22 protein-coding genes are annotated in these 23134 nt (G+C 72.8%); 12 read left to right on the top strand and 10 right to left on the bottom strand.

The features are described 5' to 3' along the window. Positions 1 to 45 precede the first annotated feature (45 nt). A complete protein-coding gene (locus ACIQPQ_RS06055; protein ID WP_401300271.1) occupies positions 46 to 2085 on the bottom strand; it encodes a thioredoxin domain-containing protein in 2040 nt (679 codons plus the stop codon). Between the two features lie 283 nt (positions 2086 to 2368). Here ACIQPQ_RS06055 and ACIQPQ_RS06050 point away from each other — a divergent pair, with 283 nt between their 5' ends. The 6 genes from ACIQPQ_RS06050 to ACIQPQ_RS06025 all read left to right on the top strand — a co-directional run bounded on the left by ACIQPQ_RS06050 (position 2369) and on the right by ACIQPQ_RS06025 (position 9197). After that, positions 2369 to 2659, top strand: a complete 291-nt coding sequence (locus ACIQPQ_RS06050) for a WXG100 family type VII secretion target (RefSeq protein WP_401300268.1) — start codon at positions 2369 to 2371, stop codon at positions 2657 to 2659. A 66-nt stretch (positions 2660 to 2725) separates the two neighbouring features. Beyond that, positions 2726 to 4087, top strand: coding sequence for a hypothetical protein (locus ACIQPQ_RS06045; RefSeq protein ID WP_401300266.1), 1362 nt, complete (start codon positions 2726 to 2728; stop codon positions 4085 to 4087). Between the two features lie 14 nt (positions 4088 to 4101). Then, the gene (locus tag ACIQPQ_RS06040; RefSeq protein WP_401300263.1) at positions 4102 to 4515 is read left to right on the top strand and encodes a hypothetical protein; all 414 of its coding nucleotides are present in this window, start codon (positions 4102 to 4104) and stop codon (positions 4513 to 4515) included. After that, the gene (locus ACIQPQ_RS06035) at positions 4505 to 5200 is read left to right on the top strand and encodes a hypothetical protein (protein ID WP_401300260.1); all 696 of its coding nucleotides are present in this window, start codon (positions 4505 to 4507) and stop codon (positions 5198 to 5200) included. Before ACIQPQ_RS06040 ends, ACIQPQ_RS06035 begins: the two co-directional genes overlap by 11 nt. Continuing rightward, the gene (locus tag ACIQPQ_RS06030) at positions 5197 to 5841 is read left to right on the top strand and encodes a hypothetical protein (RefSeq protein ID WP_401300257.1); all 645 of its coding nucleotides are present in this window, start codon (positions 5197 to 5199) and stop codon (positions 5839 to 5841) included. Before ACIQPQ_RS06035 ends, ACIQPQ_RS06030 begins: the two co-directional genes overlap by 4 nt. Positions 5842 to 5951: 110 nt before the next feature. After that, the gene (locus ACIQPQ_RS06025; protein ID WP_401300255.1) at positions 5952 to 9197 is read left to right on the top strand and encodes a tetratricopeptide repeat protein; all 3246 of its coding nucleotides are present in this window, start codon (positions 5952 to 5954) and stop codon (positions 9195 to 9197) included. A 228-nt stretch (positions 9198 to 9425) separates the two neighbouring features. Here the strand turns inward: ACIQPQ_RS06025 and ACIQPQ_RS06020 are convergent, their stop codons facing one another. Further along, a complete protein-coding gene (locus tag ACIQPQ_RS06020) occupies positions 9426 to 9746 on the bottom strand; it encodes a hypothetical protein (protein WP_401300252.1) in 321 nt (106 codons plus the stop codon). After that, complete coding sequence (gene mca, locus ACIQPQ_RS06015; protein WP_383770344.1) at positions 9739 to 10620, bottom strand: mycothiol conjugate amidase Mca; 882 nt, start codon at positions 10618 to 10620, stop codon at positions 9739 to 9741. Before mca ends, ACIQPQ_RS06020 begins: the two co-directional genes overlap by 8 nt. 163 nt (positions 10621 to 10783) lie before the next feature. On the opposite strand from mca, the gene ACIQPQ_RS06010 reads away from it, so the two are divergent. Together ACIQPQ_RS06010 and greA are read left to right on the top strand one after the other, a co-directional pair. Continuing rightward, on the top strand, positions 10784 to 11182 hold the full coding sequence (locus tag ACIQPQ_RS06010) for a DUF4307 domain-containing protein (protein ID WP_401300250.1): 399 nt from the start codon (positions 10784 to 10786) through the stop codon (positions 11180 to 11182). 202 nt (positions 11183 to 11384) lie between these two features. Further along, the gene (gene greA, locus ACIQPQ_RS06005; RefSeq protein ID WP_383770350.1) at positions 11385 to 11885 is read left to right on the top strand and encodes a transcription elongation factor GreA; all 501 of its coding nucleotides are present in this window, start codon (positions 11385 to 11387) and stop codon (positions 11883 to 11885) included. A 136-nt stretch (positions 11886 to 12021) separates the two neighbouring features. Here the strand turns inward: greA and ACIQPQ_RS06000 are convergent, their stop codons facing one another. From ACIQPQ_RS06000 to ilvA, 3 genes are all read right to left on the bottom strand, one after another. Further along, complete coding sequence (locus tag ACIQPQ_RS06000) at positions 12022 to 12879, bottom strand: ABC transporter permease (protein ID WP_401300247.1); 858 nt, start codon at positions 12877 to 12879, stop codon at positions 12022 to 12024. Beyond that, positions 12876 to 13931, bottom strand: a complete 1056-nt coding sequence (locus ACIQPQ_RS05995; RefSeq protein WP_401300245.1) for an ATP-binding cassette domain-containing protein — start codon at positions 13929 to 13931, stop codon at positions 12876 to 12878. Before ACIQPQ_RS05995 ends, ACIQPQ_RS06000 begins: the two co-directional genes overlap by 4 nt. Positions 13932 to 14156: 225 nt before the next feature. After that, positions 14157 to 15386, bottom strand: a complete 1230-nt coding sequence (gene ilvA, locus ACIQPQ_RS05990) for a threonine ammonia-lyase (protein ID WP_401300242.1) — start codon at positions 15384 to 15386, stop codon at positions 14157 to 14159. Between the two features lie 163 nt (positions 15387 to 15549). Between ilvA and ACIQPQ_RS05985 the strand changes: the two genes are divergently transcribed. The 3 genes from ACIQPQ_RS05985 to ACIQPQ_RS05975 all read left to right on the top strand — a co-directional run bounded on the left by ACIQPQ_RS05985 (position 15550) and on the right by ACIQPQ_RS05975 (position 17082). Beyond that, on the top strand, positions 15550 to 16056 hold the full coding sequence (locus ACIQPQ_RS05985; RefSeq protein WP_383770733.1) for a MarR family winged helix-turn-helix transcriptional regulator: 507 nt from the start codon (positions 15550 to 15552) through the stop codon (positions 16054 to 16056). A gap of 200 nt (positions 16057 to 16256) precedes the next feature. After that, positions 16257 to 16760, top strand: a complete 504-nt coding sequence (locus tag ACIQPQ_RS05980) for a sigma factor-like helix-turn-helix DNA-binding protein (protein ID WP_401300239.1) — start codon at positions 16257 to 16259, stop codon at positions 16758 to 16760. 73 nt (positions 16761 to 16833) lie between these two features. Then, entirely contained in the window at positions 16834 to 17082 is a 249-nt protein-coding gene (locus tag ACIQPQ_RS05975) for a hypothetical protein (RefSeq protein WP_383770364.1), read from the top strand. Positions 17083 to 17099: 17 nt separating this feature from the next. On the opposite strand, the gene ACIQPQ_RS05970 is transcribed toward ACIQPQ_RS05975, so the two are convergent. Beyond that, positions 17100 to 18257, bottom strand: a complete 1158-nt coding sequence (locus ACIQPQ_RS05970) for a cystathionine gamma-synthase (RefSeq protein ID WP_401300235.1) — start codon at positions 18255 to 18257, stop codon at positions 17100 to 17102. Between the two features lie 131 nt (positions 18258 to 18388). Here ACIQPQ_RS05970 and ACIQPQ_RS05965 point away from each other — a divergent pair, with 131 nt between their 5' ends. Further along, the gene (locus ACIQPQ_RS05965) at positions 18389 to 19507 is read left to right on the top strand and encodes a hypothetical protein (protein WP_401300232.1); all 1119 of its coding nucleotides are present in this window, start codon (positions 18389 to 18391) and stop codon (positions 19505 to 19507) included. Positions 19508 to 19581: 74 nt separating this feature from the next. Here the strand turns inward: ACIQPQ_RS05965 and msrA are convergent, their stop codons facing one another. The 3 genes from msrA to ACIQPQ_RS05950 all read right to left on the bottom strand — a co-directional run bounded on the left by msrA (position 19582) and on the right by ACIQPQ_RS05950 (position 23111). Further along, a complete protein-coding gene (gene msrA / locus ACIQPQ_RS05960) occupies positions 19582 to 20094 on the bottom strand; it encodes a peptide-methionine (S)-S-oxide reductase MsrA (protein WP_383770371.1) in 513 nt (170 codons plus the stop codon). Positions 20095 to 20226: 132 nt separating this feature from the next. Next, positions 20227 to 20679, bottom strand: a complete 453-nt coding sequence (locus ACIQPQ_RS05955) for a DUF5707 domain-containing protein (protein WP_401300229.1) — start codon at positions 20677 to 20679, stop codon at positions 20227 to 20229. A gap of 338 nt (positions 20680 to 21017) precedes the next feature. Then, positions 21018 to 23111 carry a restriction endonuclease gene (locus tag ACIQPQ_RS05950; RefSeq protein WP_401300226.1) on the bottom strand — a complete coding sequence of 698 codons (2094 nt, stop codon included), beginning with the start codon at positions 23109 to 23111 and terminating at the stop codon, positions 21018 to 21020. Positions 23112 to 23134: the final 23 nt, after the last annotated feature.

Raw genomic sequence — 23134 nt, 5'->3', positions numbered from 1 at the left:
GGGGCCCGGGGATTTGTCGTCCCCGGGCCCCTCCGCCACTGTCCGTCAGGCGCCCGTCGGGGTGAGCCGCTCCGTGAGCGCGTCGACGTCGCTCACCGGCAGCTCACAGACGAAGTTCCGGCAGACGTACGCCGTGGCGGCCCCGTCGACCAGTACGCGGTCGGCGAGCAGCGGGAACTCCTCACCGCCCGGCGTCCCGCAGGCGACGACGGCACCCGGCGCGGTCCCCAGGAGGGCGGCGCGCCGCAGCTCCAAGGCGGAGGGGTCGGCGGCGGAAGGTCCGACGACGGCGACCTCGCGCGGCCCGTCGAGCAGCGCCTCGGCGACCGCGAGCCCCCACCCGATGAACCGGGGCACACGCGGCCCGAGAGCCTTGACGACACCCAACGCCCGTTCGGCGGCGGCACGATGAGGCTCGGACCCGGTGTGCGCCGCGTAGGACAGAAGGGCCCCGGCGGCGGCCGACCAGCCGGAGGGCACCGCGTTGTCGGTGGGGTCCTGGGGCCGCCGGATGAGCTGCTCGGCGTCGGCGGCGGTGTCGTAGAGCGCGCCGGTCTCCTCGTCGGTGAAGCGGGCGAGGACGTGGTCGAGGAGGAACCCGGCGAACTCCAGCCAGACCCCCTCCCCCGTCACCGAGGCCAGCGCGAGGAACCCCTCGGCGACATCGGCGTAGTCCTCCAGCACACCGGCGTTGGCGCCCGTACGGCCGTCGCGGCTGGTGCGGGCGAGACGGGCCTGCTCGTCGAGGTGGACCCGGACCAGGAGGTCGGCGGCGGCGAGGGCGGCGTCGACCAGGTCGGGGCGGTCGAAGTAGGCGCCGGTCTCGGCGAGGGCGGCGATCGCGAGCCCGTTCCAGGCGGCGACGACCTTGTCGTCCCGCCCCGGAGCGGGCCGCTCCCCGCGGGCGACGAGCAGCCGCTCCCGGACGGACGCCACCTTCCCGGCGTCGAACACCTCGTCCTGCTGCGGGAGTTGCAGCACGGAGGCGCCCTCCTCGAAGGTCCCCTCCTCGGTCACCCCGAAGTACCGGGCGGCCAGCCGCGCGTCGTCCTCACCCAGCACCTCGGTGAGCTGCGCGGGCGTCCACACGTAGTAGACGCCCTCGACGTGCCGACCGGTCCCGTCGTCGCTGTCGGCGTCCAGCGCGGAAGCGAACCCACCCTCGGCCGTACGCAGTTCACGCACCATGAAGTCGGCGGTCTCCAGGGCGACCCGGCGCGCCGCCTCGGAACCGGTGGCCCGCCAGAGATGGGCGTAGACCCGGCAGAGCAGGGCGTTGTCGTACAGCATCTTCTCGAAGTGCGGCACGACCCAGTCGCGGTCCACGGAGTACCGGGCGAAGCCGCCGCCGAGCTGGTCGTAGATCCCGCCGCGGGCCATCCGCTCACTGGTGTCGCGGGCCATCTGGAGGGCGCCCTCGGCGCCGGTGCGGGCGTGGTGGCGCAGCAGGAACTCGATCACCATGGACGGCGGGAACTTCGGCGCCCCCGCGAACCCGCCGCGTTGCGGGTCGTACTCCCGCGTCAGCCCGAGCAGCGCCTGCGCCAGCTCCGCCTCCCCGGGCGCGGCACCGTCGCCGTACGACATCTCCCGCCCGGAGAGATCCCGCACGATCTTCCCGGCGACCTCGGCGACCTCCTCGGGCCGCTCGCTCCAGGCCTGCCGCACCCCCTCCAGCACCTGCCGGAAGGACGGCATCCCGTGCCGGGGCGCGGGCGGGAAGTACGTCCCGAAGTAGAACGGCTCCCCGTCCGGCGTCAGAAACACGGTCATCGGCCACCCGCCCTGCCCGGTGGCCGCCTGCACGGCCTCCATGTACACGGCATCGACGTCCGGCCGCTCCTCCCGGTCCACCTTCACACTCACGAAGTGCGCGTTCAGGAAGTCCGCGGTCGCCTGATCCTCGAAGGACTCGTGGGCCATGACGTGGCACCAGTGACACGCCGAGTAGCCGACCGACAGCAGCACAGGCACGTTCCGCCGCCGCGCCTCCTCGAACGCCCCGGGCTCCCAGGGCCACCAGTCGACCGGGTTGTCCGCGTGCTGAAGCAGATACGGGGAGGTCACACCAGCCAGCCGGTTCATACGCCCCAGCCTCTCACAGGGACCGGCGGGGACCGCCGAAGCCGGGACGGGCGGGGCGGGGGGGCGGGGCGCCGGGAGGTCAGGGCTGCGGGCGGGACGGTCGGGGCGTGGGGCGGGTGGCGTGGTGACGGTGGCGGATTGCGGCTGGCGTTCTTCGTGATCACACGGATACGGTCGGTTCGCTGACCGTCCGCTCGGGGCGCCCTGAGGCACCGTGGTCCACGTTCCTCGGCCGCCGGAGCGAACAGCTGGCCGAGAGCATCACCGAGACGGGGGATCACGCATGTCCGACCTGGTCGTCGACTACGGCCTGCTGCGCACGTCGGCCAAGCAACTCAAGGCGATTCAGGTTGAGTTCAGGGACCTGGACGAGTGGAAGGGCGACATCACGTCGGTCGTCGGTGCCGGGGAGTTGAAGGAGGCCATGGCCGACTTCATCGACAACTGGGACGACAACCGCAAGCGGCTGCTCAAGTCCCTGGAGACCGTGGGGAAGATGGTGGAGGGCACCCGCGACGCCTTCGCGGGTCTCGACCACGACCTTGCCGCCATCGGGCGGAAGGACGGCAAGTAGGACGGCAAGCAGAGCCGACGTGTCCGACCACCGCGTCGCTCAGCACCGCGTACCTGGGGGAGACGAATGGCACGGCCCACCGACTGGCACCCGTTGAGGGAGAGCGATCCCGTACCGGGGGACCCCGAGGGCGTCCGCGGTCAGGTGAAGCACATGAAGAAGATCGCGGAGTACCTGCGCACGCAGGCCGCCGCGCTCACGGCGATGGCGAACGCCGACAACCTCAAGGGCAAGTACGCCGACAAGCTGGGCGAAGAGGCCCGCGGGCTCGGGCGCAAGCTCGACGAGGCCGAGGACCGGTACCGCGAGGTGAAAGGTCATCTGTCCGGCTGGGCAGACGAGTTGGAGGACTTCCAGCGAGCGGCTGACAAGGCGCGCGGCGACGCCCGGGACGCGCAGCGCGTCATCGACAGCCACGCGGCGAAGGCCCAGGACCGGGCCGCCGCGGAGAAGAAGGACGGCAAGGACGCCAAGGGCGGGAAGGGGTCCGAGGGTTCCGTCGGGAAGGACCCGGAACTGAAGCGGGCCGAGGAGGATCTGGAGGACGCCCGGAAGCGGCTGAACAAGGCGGAGGGCGACTACGCCGAACGCTCCCGGCACTACGCCGGCAAGATCCGCTCCTCCATCGACGACGGCATGAAGGACAGTTGGTGGACCGACTTCAAGGGGTGGGTGGCCGACGCCGACTGGCTCAAGGACTGGACGGAACGGCTGAGTTGGCTGGCCACGATCGCGGGCGTCGTCGCGATGTTCATCCCCGTCGTGGGGTGGATCGCCCTGGGCCTGACCATCGCCGTGACGCTCTCCCACCTGGCGATGGCGACGACCGGCAACGGCTCCTGGTTCGACGTCGTCATGGACATCGGCGCGCTCAAGATGGCCCGCAACGGCCTCAAGGCGGCCAAGGCCATCAAGGCACTCCAGCAGGGTTCACGTAAGACCGCCGCGGGCCTCGCCGACGGCAGCGCCAGGACGACCGCCTCCGCGGCCAACGCAGGCGCCCGGCAGACCGCCGCGCGCGAGGCCCGCAGGCGCGGCGGCACATCGAGCGCCAAGCGCAGCGCCGCGCGGGCACGGAAGCTGCGCATGGAGAACGAGAACCGCAAGGCAGGCCAACGGGCGGGGCAGGAGGTACGGGACGCGGAACTGCCCGAGGTGACGGCGCGGGACAGGGCGAGTGCCTTGGGGGACGTGAAGCTGAGCCAGCAGGTGAAGGACATCGAGAAGTGGCGGGACATTCACCCGGACAACCCTGCACTCGTGGAGAACGCTGTCCGGGCGGGGCGCCATCAGCAGGTGCTTCAAAGGTCGTGGGCGGTGAGCACCGTGCTCGATCTCGGCGACAAGTTCGTCGGCCCCAATATCGGCGGCGACGGCGCGTACGACAGGTTCAAGGGGACCACGGAGGCACCGGTGGGACAGTGGTGAGAGAGGAAGCACACATGGCTGAGGGCAGTGCTGCCCAGGACAGGACCGCCTCAGAGCGGGACCGGGTCTACAGAGCGCTCACCGTGGTGAAGGTGGTACTGGCCCTCGCACTGCTGCGCGCGTTTGCCGCACCCGCGAGCGAGGACTTCTTCGGAGAGGAGAAAGTGGGTCCGCCGACCTGGGAGTGGTCCCTGTGCGCGCTCACCCCGCTCGTGGTGCTCCTCCTCCATCGGAGCCCGGCGCGGTGGAAGCGACTCTCCTTCCACTCCGTCTACCTCACGACGGCCGCAGCCCTCTACCTCTTCTACGCCGCGATCTTCGCCGTCCTTGAAGGCGTCTGGATTCTCTGGATCGCCGTCTTCGCCTCGCTCGCGACCTTCGCCGGGGTCTGGTGGCTGAACCGCAGGGAGCGCACCCGTGCCCGTTGACGAGGGCGGCGCGGTGGTGGCCGCGCCTGTGACCGGCTATCGCCTGATCCTTCCGGAGGACTGGGCCCACGTCCCGCTGCGGGAGGGGACGGAGGACGCGGTGCGCGGCATCCTGGACGAGGCCTTCGGGCGGATTCCCGCCGACTCGCCCCCGGACTCGGTCGGACCGTTCAAGCGGGAGCTGGAGCGGCGGCTGCGGGGGGTCGTGGAGCAGGTCCGGGAGAGTGGCGCGCTGGATCTGTATCTGCCGGTGCGGTCCGTCGGTGACGTCAACATCGGTGCCTCGGTGGTCGTTTCGGAGACGCTGCTCCCTCGCCGCGACGAGCAGGCGCCGCCCGTCGAACCGACCGACGTGGCCGTGCAATTGCTCTCCCGCGACCGAGCCACCGACACGGGCACGGGCACGGGCACCGACACCGCTGCCGAAGTCGACCTCAGTTCGGGCGAGTTGGACGGTGCCCTCGCCGTGCGCCGTGAGCACGTCGCCGCGGCCGACCCCGGGCGTGGTGCGGAGCTGGCCTCCCGGCGGGTGGAGTACGTCGTGGCCGTGCCCGGCGACCCCGGCCGCTGGTTCACGGCCGCGTTCTCGACGGTCGGCGGCGGCGATCCGCGGGACGAGCTGGCCGACGCGCTCGTCGAGTGGTTCGACGCCGTCATGGCGACGCTCCGCTGGAGGCGGGCGTGAGCGGGCCGTTCCGCACGATGGTCGACATCGAGTACGTCGACCCGGAGGTGTGGTCGGTGCTGCCGCCCCGTGGCGGCGAGTCCGGCCCGTGGGAGGACTGGGCCGACATCGGGGCGTGGTGCCGTGAGGAGGCCGAGAACCTGTGGCTGGACCACGGCTCGGACCCGGGGCCGCACGGTGTCGACTTCGTGGCCGGGACCCTGGTGCGCTGTGCCGAGGCGTTCTCCCCGCCGGGCACGGACCACTGGCTGTTCCTCCACCACGAGCACCCCACGGACCTGCCGCTGCCCGTCTGCGTGGCGGTCGGCCGGTCCGCGGGACCGCGGGAGGAGACGCTGCGGGCGCTGGCCATGGCGGACGATCCGGACGCGGTGGAGCCGCCCGTCGTACGGCGCTTCGGGGCCGATCGGCTCGGCGAGGGTCTGAGCACCTTCCGCTATCTGAACCACGCTGACGCGCCGTACCTGATCGCGAGCGCGCGATATGCGTGGCGGGTCGCGGAGCACGACGCCGACGTCGTGATGTGGACGGCCACCGACGACACCGCCCGGATCATCGCCGCCGCCGAGGACCTGGAACGGCTGGCACACGCGCTCACGCTCCACACGCCCCGGCCGCCCAAGAGCACCGTGGGTCTCTGACCGCCGTCGGGGCCCGTGCGGCAGACCTGTCCCGCTCGCCCTCTCGCGCCCGTCCCCTCACCCCCCGCACACTTGGCCAGTAAGTCATGGCCGCCGGAGGGGGACTTGAGATGCGAAGCAGCCATCGGGCCGAGGCCGAGGGGCTGTTGGTGCGGGCCGTCGAGGAGGAGGTGCGGCGGTCCGGTGGGCGTACGGACCGTCAGACGCTGATGACGCGGGCCCGTGGCGCGCTGGACGGGATGGCGGCGACGGCCGCCGAGGAGTACGAGGCGTACACCCGCGCCCTGGACGAGGCGGACGCCCAGAACGTCAGTTTCGGGCAGCGCTACGCACGGGAAGGAGGACGGACTCCACTGCTGGTGGCCGGAGTTGCCGCCGTCACCGCCGCGGTGACCGATCTGGCGCTGGGCACCGGCACCGGTACCGCGCTCGGCGCGGGCGTCGCCGTCGGTGTCATCGGGGCGGCAGCCACTGTGGTGAAGGTGGCGGGGACGCATCTGCCGGCCGCGCACCATCGGGCGGGTGCGGCCGGACAGCCGGGCGGGGCCGAGCAGTTGAGGCTCCAGTGGCTGACCGCGCTGGAGGTGCGCGGCATCCGGCCCTTCCTGGACCAGCAGCGCATGGTGAGCGCGACGACCGCGCCGAAGCAGGCGGGGCCGCAGTTGCGGGGCGCGGACAAGAGCGCGGCGGCCCGCGGGCGGACCGTGCTGGGGCAGTCGTACACCCAACTCCCGGAGCAGGACGGGGTGTTCGCGGGGCGGCGGGCCGAGCTGGGGAAGATTCGGCAGTGGGTGCAGGCGGGGCGGGCCAGTACGGAGACCCGGCCGACGGTCGTCGTGCTGCACGGGCCGCCCGGCGTCGGGCGCAGCACGCTGGCGGTGCGGGCCGCGCACGATCTGCGCGACCAGTTCCGCGGGGCGTGCGTGGTGGATCTGCGCGGCGGTACCGGAGCGGAGCAGGAGGGCCAGGGCGGCGGGCGGGAGGCTCCGCTGTCGACGCGGGACGCGCTGCTGCACCTCCTGAACCGGCTCGGCGCCCCCCGCGAGCAGTTGCTGTTCCGTGAGCGGTCCTCGCCGGAGCAGCAGGTCAAGCGGCTGGTCGAGCTGTACCAGCAGCATCTGACCGGGCTGCCTGTGACGGTGGTCCTGGACGACGCCTCCGACCCCGAGCAGGTCCGCGCGCTCGTCCCCGAACGCTCCGACAGCCTCGTCCTGGTAACGGCCCGCGGCCCGCTGGCGCTGCCCGCCGACCTGTCCGCCCGCGTGCACGACCTGCCCGTACAGCCCCTGGAGGCCGCGGGCGCCGAGGAGTTGCTCGGGGCGGCGGCGCGGGAGAGCGCGTCCTCGGAGCCGTACGACGCCGAAGCCGCCGACCGGATACGGGAGTTGTGCGGCGGGCTGCCGCTGGCGCTGCGGGTGGCGGGTTCGTCGCTGGGGACGCGTTCGCCCCGTCGGCTGGCGTCGGACCTGGGGGCGTACGGGCCGGTCGGACCGGTGGACCGGGCGCTCTGGCTGCGCTACACCGACCTCCCCGAACCGGGCCGTCGTCTGCTGCGGCGGCTGGCGCTGGCCGGGCGGTCGTCGCTGGGCGCGGCCGCCGCCGCGGCCCTCCTCGGCACCGACCGCGCGGAGGCCGCACGGCAGTTGACCGCGCTCGCCCGCGCCGGACTGCTCGACCATGTGCGCGGCGACCGCTACCGGCTGCACGACCTGGTCCGCGCCTTCGCCCACGCCCGTCTCGCCGACGAGGAGGAGCAGGCCGAACGCACGGCCGCGCAGGAACGCCTCATCGTGAGCTACGCCGAGCTGGCCGACTCGGTGCTGCGGCTGGTCGACGGCAACATGTCGACCCGCTCCGACCGCTTCACACCGCACGGCTTCACCTCGCTCGACGAGGCGCTGCGCTGGCTGGACGACGAGTCGAGCTTCATCACCGCGACGCTGCGGCACGCCGACGGCGTCGAGCAGTCCGCCGTCATGAGTCTGCTCGGCGCGCTCTGCGACTACTGCCTGCTGCGCGGCGACCTCTACCGCCTGGGCGAGATCAGCGAGTTGGCGCAGTCGGTGGGGCAGGACCTGCTGGTGCGGTCGGTGCAGTGGCGGACCGGTATCGCCGCCCGCCAGCTCGGCGAGCTGGACCGGGCCCGCACCACGCTCAGCTCGGTCGTCGACCTCTACGTCCAGGCCCACCACGACGCCGGTGCCGCCCGCGCGCTGTGCTCGCTCGGCATCACCCTGCACCACCAGGGCAACCTCACCGAGGCCGCGGCGAAGCTGCGCGAGGCCCTCGACCTCCAGGCCGCGCCCGAGCTGGCCACCGACCGGGCGTGGACGATGCACGCGCTGGCCGCCGTCGAACGTGACCGGGCCCGGCTCGCCGAGGCCCTCGACCTGCTCACCCGGTCCCTCGTCCTGCACCGCGAGGGCGGCTCCACGCACGGCGAGGCCTGGGCGAACTACCAGCTCGGCCAGTTGAACCTGCGCCGCGGCGACGTCCCGCGCGCCCAGGACGAACTGCGCCGGGCCCTCGATCTGTACGGGCGGACCCGCGACGCCCGCGGGGAGGCGTGGGCGCTGACCCAGCTGGCCCGCGCCCGGCTGATCGCCGGGGAGCCGTCGGAGGCGGCGGAGGACCTGCGGCACGCGGCGGCCCGCCACCACGACAACGAGGACGTCCGCGGCGAGGCGTGGACGGTCTACTACCTGGGGCTCGCGCTGGAGGAGCGCGGCGAGCTGGACCAGGCCGTCCGCGAGCTGGAACGCTCCCGCTCGCTCTTCTCCCGTATGCGGGACGTGTACGGCCTGGCCTGCGCCCGGCACCATTCGGCGCGCGTCACCCGCGACCAGCGGGCGGCGCAGACCGGCTCGCTGCGCAACTCAGGGTTCGCCCGGCAGCTGCTGGTGGACGCGCGCGCCGACTTCCAGCGGATCGGGGTGGCCCACGGCGAGGCCTGGACCTGCCTGGAGCTGGCGATCGTCGACGCGGGCAACGCCCGGACCCCGCAGGCGCTGGCCCTGTGCGACGAGGCGGCGGGGCTGTTCGCCTCGTACGGCGACCGGCGGGGTGAGGACTGGGCCCGCTTCCTGCGCTGCACGCTGCTGCCGTACGCGGCGCCCGGCGGGGTGGAGGTCGGCACGGCCGTCGCCCAGGAGGAGCTGTCCCAGCTCGGGCGGGCCGCCCATCCCCTGCGCGACACCAAGCTCGGCGACTACCTGGAGGCGTACGGCCTTCTCCTGGAGCGGGGCGTACGTCTGGAGGCGGGCTGGCAGGCGTGGCGCCTCGGCATGATCCCGGGACGGCACGCCCGCGAGGTGATGGGCGTACCGGTGACGGCACCGGCGGGCGGCAACGGCTGACGGCGGCGACAGCCGACGGCTGCGACGGTCGGCGGCTGCGACGGTCAGCGGCTGCGACGGCTCAGGACCGTGAGGGCTGAAAATCGTGAGGCTGAGGACCGTGAGGGCCGACAGGCCGGGGAACCGGGGGCGGCGCCTGGCGGGGGCGCGCCCGGGGCGGGTCGGGTCGGTGCGTGCCGATGGCACCGTCCCGGCGCGGACCGCGCGCCGGGACCCGTACCTGGCGGGTCAGCCCTGGGCCGGTGAGGCCTTCCCGGAACCGGAGGCGGAGCCGGAGCCGGTGCCCGAACCGCCGGAACCGGTGCCGGTGGTCCGGGCCGCGCCCGCCGCCGTCCGGTCGGCGGTCGGCGTCCCGGTCGGCTTCTCCTCGAAGTCGACCTTGCCCATGTGGCGGTTCATGGACTTCATCAGCCCCCACACCGCCAGCGCCATCGCCGCGAAGACGATGAAGCCGAGGACGCCGGGGGTGACCTTGTTCTCGTCGACCTCCTTGGCGAGGGGGACGAGGTGCGTCATTGCCAGGCTCACGCTTGCGCTCATGTCAGGCATTGTCGCGGATGCCCGCGAAGAGGTCGTCCTCGGGGAGGGAGGTCGCGACGAGCGACTTCGCCAGCTCGTACTCCTCGGTCGGCCAGACCTCCCGCTGGAGCTCCAGCGGCACCTTGAACCAGCCGCCGTCGGGGTCGATCTGCGTGGCGTGCGCGATGAGCGCCTTGTCGCGGATCTCGTAGAAGTCGGCGCAGGGAACGTGCGTGGTCAGCGTGCGCTCGACCCGCTCGAACTCGCTCCACCGCTTCAGCCAGTCCCCGTACGGCGACTCCAGACCGCGGTCCAGCATCGCCTGGTGCAGCGCCTCGGTGCGCGGCCGGTTGAAGCCCTGGTTGTAGTAGAGCTTCAGCGGCCGGTACGCCGGGCCGAACTCGGCCTCCGGGAACTTCTCGGTGTCGGCCGCGCCCTCGAACGCCACCATCGAGATCTTGTGGGTCATGATGTGGTCGGGGTGCGGGTACCCGCCGTTCTCGTCGTAGGTGGTGATCACCTGCGGGCGGAAGGCGCGGATCTGCCGGACCAGTTCACCGGCCGCCTTGTCGACGTCCTCCAGCGCGAAGCAGCCCTCCGGCAGCGGCGGCAGCGGATCGCCCTCGGGCAGGCCGGAGTCGACGAAGCCGAGCCACTCCTGCTTGACGCCGAGGATCTCGCGCGCCTCGTCCATCTCCTTCTTGCGTACCTCGTGGATGTGCTCCTCGATGTACTTGTCGCCCTGGAGCTTGGGGTTGAGGATGGAGCCGCGCTCCCCGCCCGTGCAGGTCACGACCAGCACGTCCACCCCCTCGGACACGTACTTCGCCATGGTCGCCGCGCCCTTGCTCGACTCGTCGTCGGGGTGCGCGTGGACGGCCATCAGTCGCAGCTGGTCAGTCAAGACTCAAATCCTCAGTAAGTCGGCGCCCCCCGGTTGGAGGGGGTGCGATCGGCGGCTTCTATAGTGACCGAATCGGGCGGCCAATAATTCCGTGGTCCTGCCCCGGCGGCCCACTTTCGGACCTCGACCCGCCCGGGTCGCAGGCCCTGCCGAAAGGACGATCATGAGTACGGCGACCACGCGAGCGCCCGAGGGCCGCTACGGCCGTTCCTCGGACGAGCGGGCCGACCGCACGCTCAAGGTCCTCGGCGCCGTCCTCGGTACGGTGTTCCTCCTCGTGATCGGCTACTTCGGCTACTACTACGTCGTGCAGAACAAGTTCAGCGGCGAGCTGATCTCGTTCAAGACCACCGAGAGCGCGGTCCAGGTGCACCTGGAGATCCGCAAGGACGCGGGGGCCGCCGGCTACTGCACGGTCCGCTCCCAGTCGGAGGACGGCGCCGAGGTGGGCCGCGCCGACTTCCGTTTCTCGGGTCCCGACACCCGCATCGACGAGGTCGTCACCCTGCGTACGACGGCCCGCGGTACGACGGCGGAGCTGGTCGGCTGCCACGCCGACTGAGGTCCGGGTGGTCCACCGGCCGCCCCCGCTTTCCCGCCGCCGGCAATACCGGGGTGCTGACCTGCGCGGACGTAATTCTCATGGCTTATGTCCTCCCCCTTCGCCCGCTGAATTGTTAGGCTCGTGGTTTCGCCCATCCCGGAACGAACATGCTTCCCGGAGGGCGATGCTTTGTATTCCCAGTACCGACGAGGAGCACCCTGTGACCCAGACCAGCGAGAACGTCACCTGGCTGACCCAGGAGGCGTACAACAAGCTCAAGGACGAGCTTGAGTACCTTACTGGTCCTGCGCGCACGGAGATCGCCGCCAAGATCGCCGCCGCGCGTGAGGAGGGCGACCTGCGCGAGAACGGCGGGTACCACGCGGCCAAGGAGGAGCAGGGGAAGCAGGAGCTGCGGGTGCGGCAGCTGACCCAGCTTCTGGAGAACGCCCAGGTCGGTGAGGCTCAGGCGTCCGCGGACGGCACGGTGGGTCCCGGCATGGTCGTGACGATCGCCTTCGACGGGGACGAGGACGACACGCTCTCCTTCCTGCTGGCCTCGCGCGAGTACGCGAGTGCCGACATCGAGACCTACTCCCCGCAGTCCCCGCTGGGCTCGGGCGTGATCGGCCACAAGATCGGCGAGGACGCGGAGTACGAACTGCCGAACGGCAAGAAGGCCTCCGTGCGCATCCTCAAGGCCGAGCCCTACAACGGCTGAGCCCCCCTCCTGACGACGGCCCTCCGGCCGGACGAGGCCCCCGCTGCCCCCGTGGCGGCGGGGGCCTCGTCGTGCGTGGGACACCGGGGGCGGCCCCGGCGGTGGCGGACGGTCCCGCCGACGGTGGGGACGGGCGTCAGGCGGTGGCGGATCTGTACTTGCGGACCGCCAGGGTGCGGAAGACCAGGATGATCAGCACGGAGTAGATCAGCGAGGCCCAGACCGGGTGCTGCATGGGCCAGGCGTCGGAGGCGGACTGGCCGGGGTTGGCGAAGAGGACGCGGCAGGCCTGGACGGTGGCGCTGAACGGGTTCCACTCCGCGATGTGGCGCAGCCAGGGGGTCATGTTGGCGGTGTCCACGAAGGCGTTGGAGATGAAGGTGACCGGGAAGAGCCAGATCAGCCCGCCGTTGGTGGCCGCCTCCGGGGTGCGCACGGACAGGCCGATGAGGGCGCCGATCCAGGTGAACGCGTAGCCGAGGAGGAGGAGCAGGCCGAAGGCGGTGAGGACGCGGAGGGCGTCGGTGTCGCCGTTGGAGCCGACGCGCCAGCCGACGAGGAGGGCGACGATCGCGAGGACCAGCAGGGTGAGGGCCGTCTGCACCAGGTCGGCGAGGGTGCGCCCGGTGAGGACCGCGCCGCGCGCCATGGGCAGGGCGCGGAACCGGTCGATGAGGCCCTTGTGCATGTCGTCGGCGATGCCGGCGCCCGATCCGGCGGTGGCGAAGGTGACGGTCTGGGCGAAGATCCCCGCCATGAGGAAGTTCTTGTAGTCGGTGGCGCTGGTGCTGTCGCCGATCCGCATGGAGCCGCCGAACACGTACGTGAAGAGGACCACGAACATGATGGGCTGGATCAGCCCGAAGATGACCATCTCCGGGATGCGGGACATGCGGATCAGGTTGCGTTTCGCAACGACCAGGGAGTCGCGGACCGATTGGCCCAGCGGGTGAGCGGGGGGCGTACTCCTGGCGGCGTCGGTGACGGCGCTCATTTCACGGCCTCCTTGCCGCTGGTTCCGGTGCCGGTGGTCCCGGCCTGTCCGTCCGTACCGGGGCCGCCGCCTCCGCCGTCGTCACCGTCGTCGGCTTCGTCGCTGTCCTTCGTCTCGGCGACGTGGCCGGTGAGGGAGAGGAAGACGTCGTCGAGGGTGGGGCGGCGCAGGCCGATGTCGTCGATCTCGATGCCGCGCGCGTCCAGTTCGCGGATGACCTCGGCGAGGAGCTTGGCGCCGCCGGTGACGGGGACGGTGAGTTTGCGGGTGTGCGGGTCGACGGTGGTGTCGCCCTTGCCGAAGGCGGCCAGGACCTCGGTGGCGGTGGTGATGTGCGCGCGGTCGTGGACGACGACCTCGACGCGCTCGCCGCCGGTGCGGGCCTTGAGCTGGTCGGAGGTGCCGCGGGCGATGACGCGGCCCTGGTCGACGACCGCGATGTCGTGCGCGAGGTGGTCGGCCTCCTCCAGGTACTGGGTGGTCAGCAGGAGGGTGGTGCCGCCGGAGACGAGGCGCTTGATCACGTCCCAGAGCAGTTGTCGGTTGCGTGGGTCGAGGCCGGTGGTCGGCTCGTCCATGAACATGACGGGCGGCGACACGACGAGGGCGGCGGCGAGGTCGAGTCGGCGGCGCATGCCGCCCGAGTAGGTCTTGGTGGTGCGGTCGGCGGCCTCGGTGAGGTCGAACTGGTCGAGCAGTTCGACCGCGCGGGCCTTCGCCTGTTTCGCTCTCATCTGGTAGAGCTGGCCGACCATCTGGAGGTTCTCGCGGCCGGTCAGGTACTCGTCGACGGCCGCGAACTGGCCGGAGAGGCCGATCGAGCGCCGGACCTCGTTGGGGTTCTTGAGGACGTCGATGCCGGCGACGAGCGCCCGGCCCCGGTCGGGGCGGAGCAGGGTGGTCAGACAGCGGACGGTGGTGGTCTTGCCCGCGCCGTTGGGCCCGAGGAGGCCGAGGACGGTGCCCTCCGGCACGTCGAGGTCGACGCCGTCCAGAGCTTTGACGTCACCGAAGGTCTTGACCAGGCCTTCGGCGTAGATCGCGCCTGGCATGTGAGTCTCCACGTCGTTGGGAACCACTGGGATTCGAAGCGGAAGTCGGAGTGGGGGTAGAGGTGGGGATCGGGGGCGGGATGGGGGTGGAATCGGCGTAGGGAACGGGGTGGGGATACGCGATACGGGACTCACCATAACGCGATGTATCGCGTCTTTCGATGGATTTACTCGAACGAGTGACGAAGCGGTTCCCGACCGTCTGTCCCGCCGAGGCGGCGGTGCTCAGTCGACGACCGGGTACCCGGCCTCGCGCAGGGCGTGGCCGACCTCGGCGCAGTGCGCCGGACCCTTCGTCTCCAGGTGCAGTTCGACCTCCGCCTCCGTGAGCCCGAGCCGCGGATCGGTCCGGACGTGACTCACGTCCAGGACGTTAGCGTCCACCACTGACAACACCCCCAGAAGCGTGGCGAGGGCGCCGGGCCGGTCCGTCAGCCGCAGCCGTACGGCCAGGTAGCGGCCCTGGGCGGTCATGCCGTGCCGCAGCACCCGCTGCATCAGCACCGGGTCGACGTTGCCGCCGGAGAGCACCGCGACGACCGGTCCCGCGAAGGCGCCGGGCTCGCTCAGCAGCGCCGCGACCGGGCTCGCCCCGGCCGGTTCCACGACCAGCTTGGCCCGCTCCAGGCAGAGCAGCAGCGCGGCGGACAGCGCGTCCTCGGACACCGTGCGCACCTCGTCGACGAGGTCGCCGACGATGCGGAACGGCACGTCGCCGGGGCGGCCGACCTTGATGCCGTCAGCCATCGTGATGGGGGTGCGCAGCGACACCGGGCGTCCGGCCGCCAGGGAGGGCGGGTACGCCGCCGCGCCCTCCGCCTGCACGCCGACGATCCGCACGTCGGGCCGCAGCTCCTTCACCGCGACCGCGATCCCGGCCGCGAGGCCGCCCCCGCCGATGCCGACCACGATGGTGCGGACCTCGGGGCACTGTTCCAGGATCTCCAGGCCCACCGTGCCCTGACCGGCGATGACGTCGGCGTGGTCGAAGGGGTGGATGAACACCGCGCCGGTCCGCTCGGCGTACTCCTGCGCGGCGGCGAGCGTCTCATCGACGACGAGGCCGTGCAGGCGCACCTCCGCGCCGTACTCGCGGGTGGCGCTGATCTTCGGCAGCGGGGCGCCCTTGGGCATGAACACGGTGGAGCGCACGCCGAGCAACGAGGACGCGAGCGCCACCCCCTGGGCGTGGTTGCCGGCGCTCGCCGCGACGACCCCGGCGGCGCGTTCCTCGGGCAGCAGCCCGGCGATGCGCACGTACGCGCCGCGCAGCTTGAAGGAGCCGGTGCGCTGGAGGTTCTCGCACTTGAGGAGGACCGGCGCCCCGACCAGCTGGGACAGGTGCCTGCTGCCCTCCATCGCGGTGGTGCGTGCCACGCCCGAGAGCATCTTCTGCGCGCCGCGGACGTCGTCGAGGGTGACGGGCCGCAAGGAGTCGGCCGGGCGGTAGCTCATGGCGTCAGCATCGCAGTTCACAGGCGGGAACGACCGCTGTGACCAACCACCGAGACCGGTTTCCGAAGCGTCGGTACGACCCGCCTTCCGGCCGCGTACCCTGTCCCCCAACCCAGCACCCCTTTCATGAAGTGAGCCCCCGGCCATGCCCACAACACCTGAAATGTCGATGGACATGACGACCGTCGGTGACACCGGTCTTCTCGACACGCTCCAGCACGAGGTCGCGCTCTTCGCGCGCCGTGCCGAACAGACCCGCCTCGGTGGAGTGGGCCAGGTGCGCAACTCCATGGACCGCGCCGCGTACCTGCTGCTCAACCGGCTCGACAAGGAGGGGCCGATGGGCGTCAAGGCGCTCGCCGCGAGCATGGGCATCGACTCCTCGACGGTGACCCGCCAGGTCGCGCCGCTCGTGGACACGGGTCTGGTCAAGCGCACCTCCCACCCGGAGGACGGCCGGGCCGTGGTGCTCCAGCTGTCGCCGCGCGGGGTCTCCCGGCTGGAGGAAGTGCGGTCGTCGCGGCGGCAGTTGATGGCGGAGCTGACGCACGACTGGGCTCCGCAGGAGCGCGAGGCGTTCTGCGCGCTCCTGTCCCGCTTCAACACCGCCCTGTCCGCCCGCATGACCCCGCAGGGCGTCGGCGGCGGGGAGCCCGTGCAGGACTCCTGAGCCGTACGCGCGCGGGGCGGGCGGGCCGGAGGACGGCCACGGGCGTACGCGCGCGCCGCATCCGGGGCTGCGCGGCTCTTGACCGGCGGCCCGCGTCCGGTCTCAGATGAGAGCGAGAGGCGGGGCGACCGGGACCCGAGGGGGCCAGGCGCCCGGGGACCCGCGGTGGGCGACGGGTCGCCGGAGGCGGGAGGCGCGCGGTGCGAGCACGGCGTACGGCCCAGAACGCCCGGCGGGCCCGGGAGTTCGAGGCGTTCGTCGCCGGGGCGGGCGGGCGGCTGCTGCACACGGCCGCCCTGCTGACCGCGGAGGACGGCACCGACCATCCGCACGCGCGCCGGCTGCTGACGCACGCGCTGGCGCAGACGTACGCGGACTGGGACCGGCTGCACGGCGAGGACCCGTACGACCGGGCCCGTCGGCACCTCGTGCTGCGCTTCGACCACACCGCCTGGTACCGGCACGGCATCCCCTGGCGGGCGGGCACCGCGGGGAGCGGGCCGCTGGCCGGTCTCACGGCGCGCGAGCGGCTCGTCCTGGTGCTGCGGCTCTACGAAGGGGTCGCCGAGGAGCAGACGGCGGCCCTGCTGGGGCTCCCCGTGGAACGCGTCCACGCCGTGTGCGACCGGGCGGCGGCGACCCTGCTGCACCCGCCCCGGGAACCCGCCCCCGTCCGGTCCGGCGTCGAGGCGGCCACCCCGTGACGCGCGCGGGACGCTGTGTACGGCACGCGCGCCGCCTCCGGCCGAGGCGGGTCACGCGCGCGAGGAGGCAGCGGTGAACCGGCCCCAGCGGGAGGCCGCCGTACGGCGGATCATGGAGCGGGACGCGCCGCGGCTGCCGCCCGATCTGCACCGGGACGCCGTCCGCCGGGGCGAGCGCGTGCTGCGCCGCCGGGAGCGCGCGCGGCGCGCGCTGTGGCTGCTGCTGTGGGCCGCCGCGGTGGCGTTCACCGTGTGGGCGCTGACGGCCCGGCCCTGGGTGGAGCCGCCGTCGGAGACGACCCCACCGCTGACGGGCTGGTGACCGGGACGGCCGGTGGCCTACTGGCCGAGGGCCTGCTGGAGGTCCTGGAGCAGGTCGTCGACGTTCTCGATGCCGACGGAGAGACGGACCAGGTCCGCAGGTACTTCCAGGGCCGAACCGGCCGCGGAGGCGTGCGTCATGCGTCCGGGGTGCTCGATGAGGGACTCCACGCCGCCGAGTGACTCACCCAGGGTGAAGACCTGCGCGCGGTCGCAGACCGCGACCGCGGCCTCCTCGCCGCCCTCGACCTGGAACGACACCATGCCGCCGAACGCGCGCATCTGCTTCGCGGCGACCTCGTGCCCCGGGTGCTCGGGCAGGCCCGGGTAGAGCACGCGCGTCACACGCGGGTGGCGGGTCAGCATGTCGGCGACCTTGGTGGCGTTCTCGCTGTGCCGGTCCATGCGCACCGACAGCGTCTTCGTGCCGCGCAGCACCAGCCAGGAGTCGAAGGGCCCGGCGACCGCGCCCATCGCGTTCTGGTGGTAGGCCAGCTCTTCGCCGAGTTCGCGGTCGCCGGTGACGAGGGCGCCGCCCACGACGTCGGAGTGGCCGCCCATGTACTTCGTGAGGGAGTGCACGACCACGTCCGCGCCGAGCGCCAGCGGCTGCTGGAGGTAGGGCGTGGCGAAGGTGTTGTCGACGACGAGGCGGGCGCCCGCGTCGCGCGCGATCTGGCCCACGACGGCGATGTCGGTGATGCCGAGGAGCGGGTTGGAGGGGGTCTCGACCCAGACGGCCTTGGTGCGCGGGGTGATCGCGGCGCGTACGGCGGCCGGGTCGCTGGTGTCGGCGACCGACCACTCCACGCCCCAGCGGGAGACGACCTTGGCGAAGAGCCGGAAGGTGCCGCCGTAGGCGTCGTTGGGGATGACGACGTGGTCGCCGGGGCTCAGGAGCGTGCGCAACAGGCAGTCCTCGGCCGCCAGTCCGGAAGCGAACGCGAGCCCCCGCACACCGCCCTCCAGGGCGGCGAGGTTCTCCTCCAGGGCGGTCCTGGTCGGGTTGGCGCTCCGGCTGTACTCGTAGCCGCCGCGCAGGCCGCCGACGCCGTCCTGCTTGTAGGTCGAGACCTGGTAGATCGGCGGGACGACCGCGCCGGTCAGGGGATCGGCGGTGTTGCCCGCGTGGATCGCGAGGGTCTCGAAGTGCTGACTGATGTGCCTGTCGCTCATGGGGTCCGAGCGTAGTCCGCCGCGGGGGCTGCTGCCGTCCTCCGGGGGCGGGACGGCCGGACGGGAGGGGTTTTCCACAGGGCGGGGGGAGGGGTTGGCCAATTGTCGGCGGTGTCTGGAACCCTTGAGGCATGGAGATTCTCTGGGTCCTGATCGCGCTGGTCATGTTCGGCTTCGTGCTGGTGCCGGTGCTGCGGCGCCGTCGGGGCATGATCGAACAGGTCCCGGCGGGACACCCGGACGCCGCGGACCCGGAGAACTACGGGTTCGTGCGCGAGGAGGAGCTGGACATCCGCATGCCCGGCCCCGACCAGGACCTGGTGGACGTGCTGGACGTCGTGCAGCGCTCCCGGGACCACCGGGCGGCGCAGCAGTTGCTGGCCGGGACGGAGACGGAGGGTGAGCGGCGCTGGCAGCGCGTGCAGGCCTTCGCGGGCGCGGCGGCGCTGGAGCTGGCGCAGCGGCTGGGCGGGGTGAGCGAGGCGCCGGGCGGGCAGTGGCTGCGGGTGTGGCGCGCGGAGGCGCCGAAGGACGCGGGCGGCGCGGCGGTGCACGCCGAGTTCCTGGTCCAGCAGGCGTGGCGGACGTCGACGCCGGGCACGGACGACTTCCGGATCATCATGGAGGAGGCGCGGGACGCGTGCGGGCAGGCGGCGCTGCTCGCCCCCGGGGACCCGGTGCCGTACATCGTGGAGCTGTCGGTGGCGCGCGGGCTGAACTACTCGCGGGCGGAGTTCGACCAGGTCTGGCTGAAGATCCTGGACCGCGCCCCGGCGCACATGGGCGCGCACCTGGCGGCCCTGCACTACCTGTGCGAGAAGTGGCACGGCTCGCGGGACACGGCGCGGGCGTTCGCGGAGGCCGCGGCGGCGAGAGCGCCGCGCGGGTCGCTGCTGGCGGCGATGCCGCTGTTCTCGGTGTTCGAGCACCTGCCCGAGGTGAACCTGGTCAGCGGGTTCTACCGGAGCGAGGTCGTCACGAAGGCGGTGCACGGCGCGCTGTACGCCGTGCACGCGGCCCGTCCCGACGACCCGATGCTGGCGCACGTGCGCCATCTGCTGGTGTTCTTCCTGGTGCGCTCGGAGCGCTGGGCGGAGGCGATGGGTCAGCTGGTCCACGTCGACGGGCACGTGGGCGCCCTGCCGTGGACGCTGTCGGCGGACCCGGCGGCCGAGTTCGCGGTGTACCGCGCCCTGGCCGTCGCGGGCTTCGAGGCGAACGGCGGCACCCCGGCGTCCCTGCCGCACTGAGCCGCACCGGCACCCTGACCTGGTCGCCCCCCCCGTCACCCCCGCCCCCTGCGGGGAGGGGCCGGGTCGCCCGGTCAGCCGGTCGTGCGCGCGGGCAGCTTCCAGCCCGGCCGGGGGAAGTGGCAGGTGTAGCCGTCGGGGTAGCGCTGGAGGTAGTCCTGGTGCTCGGGCTCGGCCTCCCAGAAGGGGCCGACCGGCTCGACCTCGGTGACGACCTTGCCGGGCCACAGCCCGGAGGCGTCCACGTCGGCGATGGTGTCCTCGGCGATCCGCTTCTGCTCGTCGTCCACGTAGTAGATGGCGGAGCGGTAGCTGAGACCGATGTCGTTGCCCTGGCGGTTCCTGGTGCTCGGGTCGTGGATCTGGAAGAAGAACTCCAGCAGCGCCCGGTAGTCCGTCCGCTCGGGGTCGTAGAGGATCTCGATGGCCTCCGCGTGCGTGCCGTGGTTGCGGTACGTCGCGTTCGGCACGTCACCCCCGGTGTAGCCCACCCGGGTCGCCGTCACTCCCGGCAGCCGGCGGATGAGTTCCTCCATCCCCCAGAAGCATCCGCCCGCCAGTACGGCCCTCTGCGTCTGCGCAGCCATCGCGGCCCTCTCCTCTCGGTCAGTCCGGTCCCGCGGGCCCCGCAACCGAAGTCACCGGGGTCCCCGCGTCACCCATCACAACACCGGGGGGCCGCCCGCGATTCCGCATCCGCCGGACCGCGTGCCCGCAGTTCAGCGCCGGGTGAAGGAGGCGGCCTCGCGGTCCAGGGCGGTGGAGCCGTCGCGGGCGGTGGCGAGGGCGGCGACGTGCCACGCGCCGCGCGGGGAGTCGGCGGCGTCCGCCGCGGTCACGGTGACCTTGTAGGTGCAGCGCACGGTGTCGCCCCCGGCGGGCTCGCAGACGGCGGACTCCACGTCGGCCATCTCCTTCTCGGTGACCGCGTCCTTGCCGAGGGCGGACTTCTCGGGCCAGGCCAGCACCTTGAGGCTCTTGACGCCCGAGGACGCCGTGACGTCGGTGACGAAGGTGAGCGAGCCGTCGCGGTCGCCCTGGGGGGCCGTGTAGCGGACGCTGCTGTCGCTGAGCGCGGGCGGCTGCTCCCCGGCGTAGGCGAGCGCGTAGGCACCGGCACCCCCGAGGACGACGACACCGGCGGCGACGGACAGGGCGATACGACGGGACATGGGACTCTCCGTGAGGTCACGAGCCGGGCCCCGGCCGGACGTCCCGGACGATGACCTGGCTCAACTGGTTGGCATGGCCGGCCTGGCCGGCCTGGCTGAGCCAGGCGGGCCGGCCGGGCCGGACCGCTGCGACGCCGCGTCCTTGCCGCGCCGTCTGCGTCGATCTTCGCCGCGCGGAGGTGCCCCGGACATGGGCGTACTTACTCAACCCGGCCTGAGTAGGCGGCTGCGTCCGCCCTGAGCAGTAGCCCGTACGCCCCGTCCGTCGCGGACGCCACTCCCCCTGGTCGGCACCGGGGTGCCACTCCCCCGTGCCGCGCCCCCCGTGAGGGTCGGCGCTACTCCACCTCGATGCCGAAGTCCTGGACGAGTTCCTCCAGGCCGCCCGCGTAGCCCTTGCCGCCCAGGACGAAGTCCCAGTCCCCGCCCGCCCTGCGGCGGAACGAGCCGAGCACCAGCGCCGTCTCCCCCGCGCGGCCGTCGGAGACCTCCAGGCACCCCAGCTCGTTGAGCGCCGGGTCGAGCAGGCGGATGCGGGCGTCGGTGAACCCGGCGAGGTCGGCGTCCGGATTGACCTCCGGGTCGACGGCGGCGACGAGGACGAGACGGTCGGCCGCGTCCGGCAGCCCGTCGAAGGAGACGCAGATCGCGGCCTTGTCGGGCGCGGTGGCGGGCAGCGCCCGCACGCGTCCGTCCGGGGTCGCCGGGTTGTTGAAGAAGACGAAGTGGTCGTCGCTGAGCACGCGCGTGCCGCGGCAGACGAGCGCGCACACGTCCAGCGCGACGGCCCCGGTCCAGCCCATGCCGAGCACGTTGTAGTCGTCCGGCAGCCGGTCGCCGGGCCCGCCCGGACCGGCGGCGGGCGCGGCGGAGGCAGTCGCGGCGGCGGCCCGGTCCGGGGCGGGCCGTCCGCCGTCGCCGAGGCGGCCGCGGAGCCCGTGGCGGTGCAGCAGGTCGACCAGTTCGGTGCCCGAGATCAGCTCCAGCGGCTTGCCGCTGGCGAAGGTGTGCGAGCCGGGGCCGAATCGCGAGGTGGTCACGAGGACGCCCTTGTTGGCGCCGGTGTCCTGCACGGTCCCGTAGAGGTCGCGCACGGCGGTGGGCGGCACGGTGGCGCGGTACCGCTTGACCTGGACGACGATCGTGCCGCCGCGTATCGGCGTCGGGTCGAGGGCGTCGACGTCCACGCCGCCGTCGCCGGACCGCTGGGTGGTCACCGCCTGCATCCCCATGGCCCGGAACAGATCGGCCACCAGTTCCTCGAAGGCCAGCGGGTCCATGGCGTACAGGTCGGGGTCCTCGTCGCCGCCGTGCGCGACGACCCGGTTCCCCACGTCCTGCGGGCGTCGGCCGGGCCGTACGACGGTGAGCTGGTCCGGGCGGGCGGAGAGCTGTCCGCGCAGCGCGTCGGCCAGGCAGCTGCCCGCGTCGACCTGGGCCAGGCGCAGGTCGCCGAAGGGGGCGCGGGCGGCCATCACGGTCGCGAGGAACAGCCGGTCCGGACGGCCGGTGGTGGGGTCGTGCCCGTCGACGAACCCGTTCAGCGCCACCGACTCCAGGGCGCCCGGTCCGTCGGCCGCGAACAGCTCGTGCAGGACGAGCAGCATGCACTGGGCGAGCACCTCGCGGTACAGCGCCCGGCGCTGGGTGACCGGCCGGGGCGTCTCCTTGTCCTGGTCGGTCGAGGACTGGTAGCGGACCGACTTGGTCTCGGGGACGACGTCGTAGGCGGGCAGTTCCCAGTCCAGGACGAGCTGTCCGGCGGACGCGTCGTAGGCGGCCACCACCTGGCGGGGGAAGCCGTCCGGCCAGGCGGTGGAGGCGTAGAGGGCGGCGGTGAAGTACTCGACGACCGCGTCGGGGTCGCGGCGGCGCACGCCGTCGGTGATCGCCGAGATGCCGTCGTTGTGCCGTCGTACGTCGGCCAGCTGGGCGTCCGCCCACTGCCGGTACTCCCGCTCGTAGGAGGCGAGTTGCCGCTGCCGCTGGGCCTCCGCCGCCTGGGCCTGCTGCCAGTCGTGTTCGTAGCGGGCGCGGGCGTCGGCCTGTGCCTGGGCGCGGCGGTTCGCCGTCCAGCCGCCCTGCGCCTGGTAGTGCTGGAAGTCCGGCATGGGCACCGGCCGGGCGAGCGGGCCCGGCGCGAAGGGGGCGATGTCCACGGCCTTCAGCAGGGAGTCGGCCCGGAACGCCGGGGCCCGGCAGCCCGCGGCGAGCAGCCCCTGGAGCGAGGCGACGCGCGCGTCCAACTCGTCGGTGCGGCGCTGCGCCTCGGCCTGCCGGTACTCGCGGTGGCTCTGCGCGGCCCGGCGCTGGTAGGCGCGCGCCTGCTGTTCGCGCTGCCTCTGCTGTCTGGCCTCGGCCTCCAGATGACGCTGGCGCTGACGCTGCGCCTCCGCCCAGACTCCGACCGTTCCCGATGCGCGACGACTCATGTGCTGCGGGCCCTCCCCAGGAC

This window comes from Streptomyces sp. NPDC091281 (genome assembly GCF_044757425.1).
In the GTDB taxonomy this organism is placed as follows: domain Bacteria; phylum Actinomycetota; class Actinomycetes; order Streptomycetales; family Streptomycetaceae; genus Streptomyces.
Note: the sequence above shows the minus strand (reverse complement) of the source record. Positions and strands in the feature narration are given on the sequence as shown.

What these genes read in the sequence shown, in the direction of transcription:
- ACIQPQ_RS06055 (WP_401300271.1), bottom strand. Translation starts at nt 2,085, where the DNA reads ATGAACCGGCTGGCTGGTGTGACCTCCCCGTATCTGCTTCAGCACGCG.
- ACIQPQ_RS06050 (WP_401300268.1), top strand. Translation starts at nt 2,369, where the DNA reads ATGTCCGACCTGGTCGTCGACTACGGCCTGCTGCGCACGTCGGCCAAG.
- ACIQPQ_RS06045 (WP_401300266.1), top strand. Translation starts at nt 2,726, where the DNA reads ATGGCACGGCCCACCGACTGGCACCCGTTGAGGGAGAGCGATCCCGTA.
- ACIQPQ_RS06040 (WP_401300263.1), top strand. Translation starts at nt 4,102, where the DNA reads ATGGCTGAGGGCAGTGCTGCCCAGGACAGGACCGCCTCAGAGCGGGAC.
- ACIQPQ_RS06025 (WP_401300255.1), top strand. Translation starts at nt 5,952, where the DNA reads ATGCGAAGCAGCCATCGGGCCGAGGCCGAGGGGCTGTTGGTGCGGGCC.
- ACIQPQ_RS06020 (WP_401300252.1), bottom strand. Translation starts at nt 9,746, where the DNA reads ATGCCTGACATGAGCGCAAGCGTGAGCCTGGCAATGACGCACCTCGTC.
- ACIQPQ_RS06010 (WP_401300250.1), top strand. Translation starts at nt 10,784, where the DNA reads ATGAGTACGGCGACCACGCGAGCGCCCGAGGGCCGCTACGGCCGTTCC.
- ACIQPQ_RS06000 (WP_401300247.1), bottom strand. Translation starts at nt 12,879, where the DNA reads ATGAGCGCCGTCACCGACGCCGCCAGGAGTACGCCCCCCGCTCACCCG.
- ACIQPQ_RS05995 (WP_401300245.1), bottom strand. Translation starts at nt 13,931, where the DNA reads ATGCCAGGCGCGATCTACGCCGAAGGCCTGGTCAAGACCTTCGGTGAC.
- ilvA (WP_401300242.1), bottom strand. Translation starts at nt 15,386, where the DNA reads ATGAGCTACCGCCCGGCCGACTCCTTGCGGCCCGTCACCCTCGACGAC.
- ACIQPQ_RS05985 (WP_383770733.1), top strand. Translation starts at nt 15,550, where the DNA reads ATGTCGATGGACATGACGACCGTCGGTGACACCGGTCTTCTCGACACG.
- ACIQPQ_RS05970 (WP_401300235.1), bottom strand. Translation starts at nt 18,257, where the DNA reads ATGAGCGACAGGCACATCAGTCAGCACTTCGAGACCCTCGCGATCCAC.
- ACIQPQ_RS05965 (WP_401300232.1), top strand. Translation starts at nt 18,389, where the DNA reads ATGGAGATTCTCTGGGTCCTGATCGCGCTGGTCATGTTCGGCTTCGTG.
- msrA (WP_383770371.1), bottom strand. Translation starts at nt 20,094, where the DNA reads ATGGCTGCGCAGACGCAGAGGGCCGTACTGGCGGGCGGATGCTTCTGG.
- ACIQPQ_RS05955 (WP_401300229.1), bottom strand. Translation starts at nt 20,679, where the DNA reads ATGTCCCGTCGTATCGCCCTGTCCGTCGCCGCCGGTGTCGTCGTCCTC.
- ACIQPQ_RS05950 (WP_401300226.1), bottom strand. Translation starts at nt 23,111, where the DNA reads ATGAGTCGTCGCGCATCGGGAACGGTCGGAGTCTGGGCGGAGGCGCAG.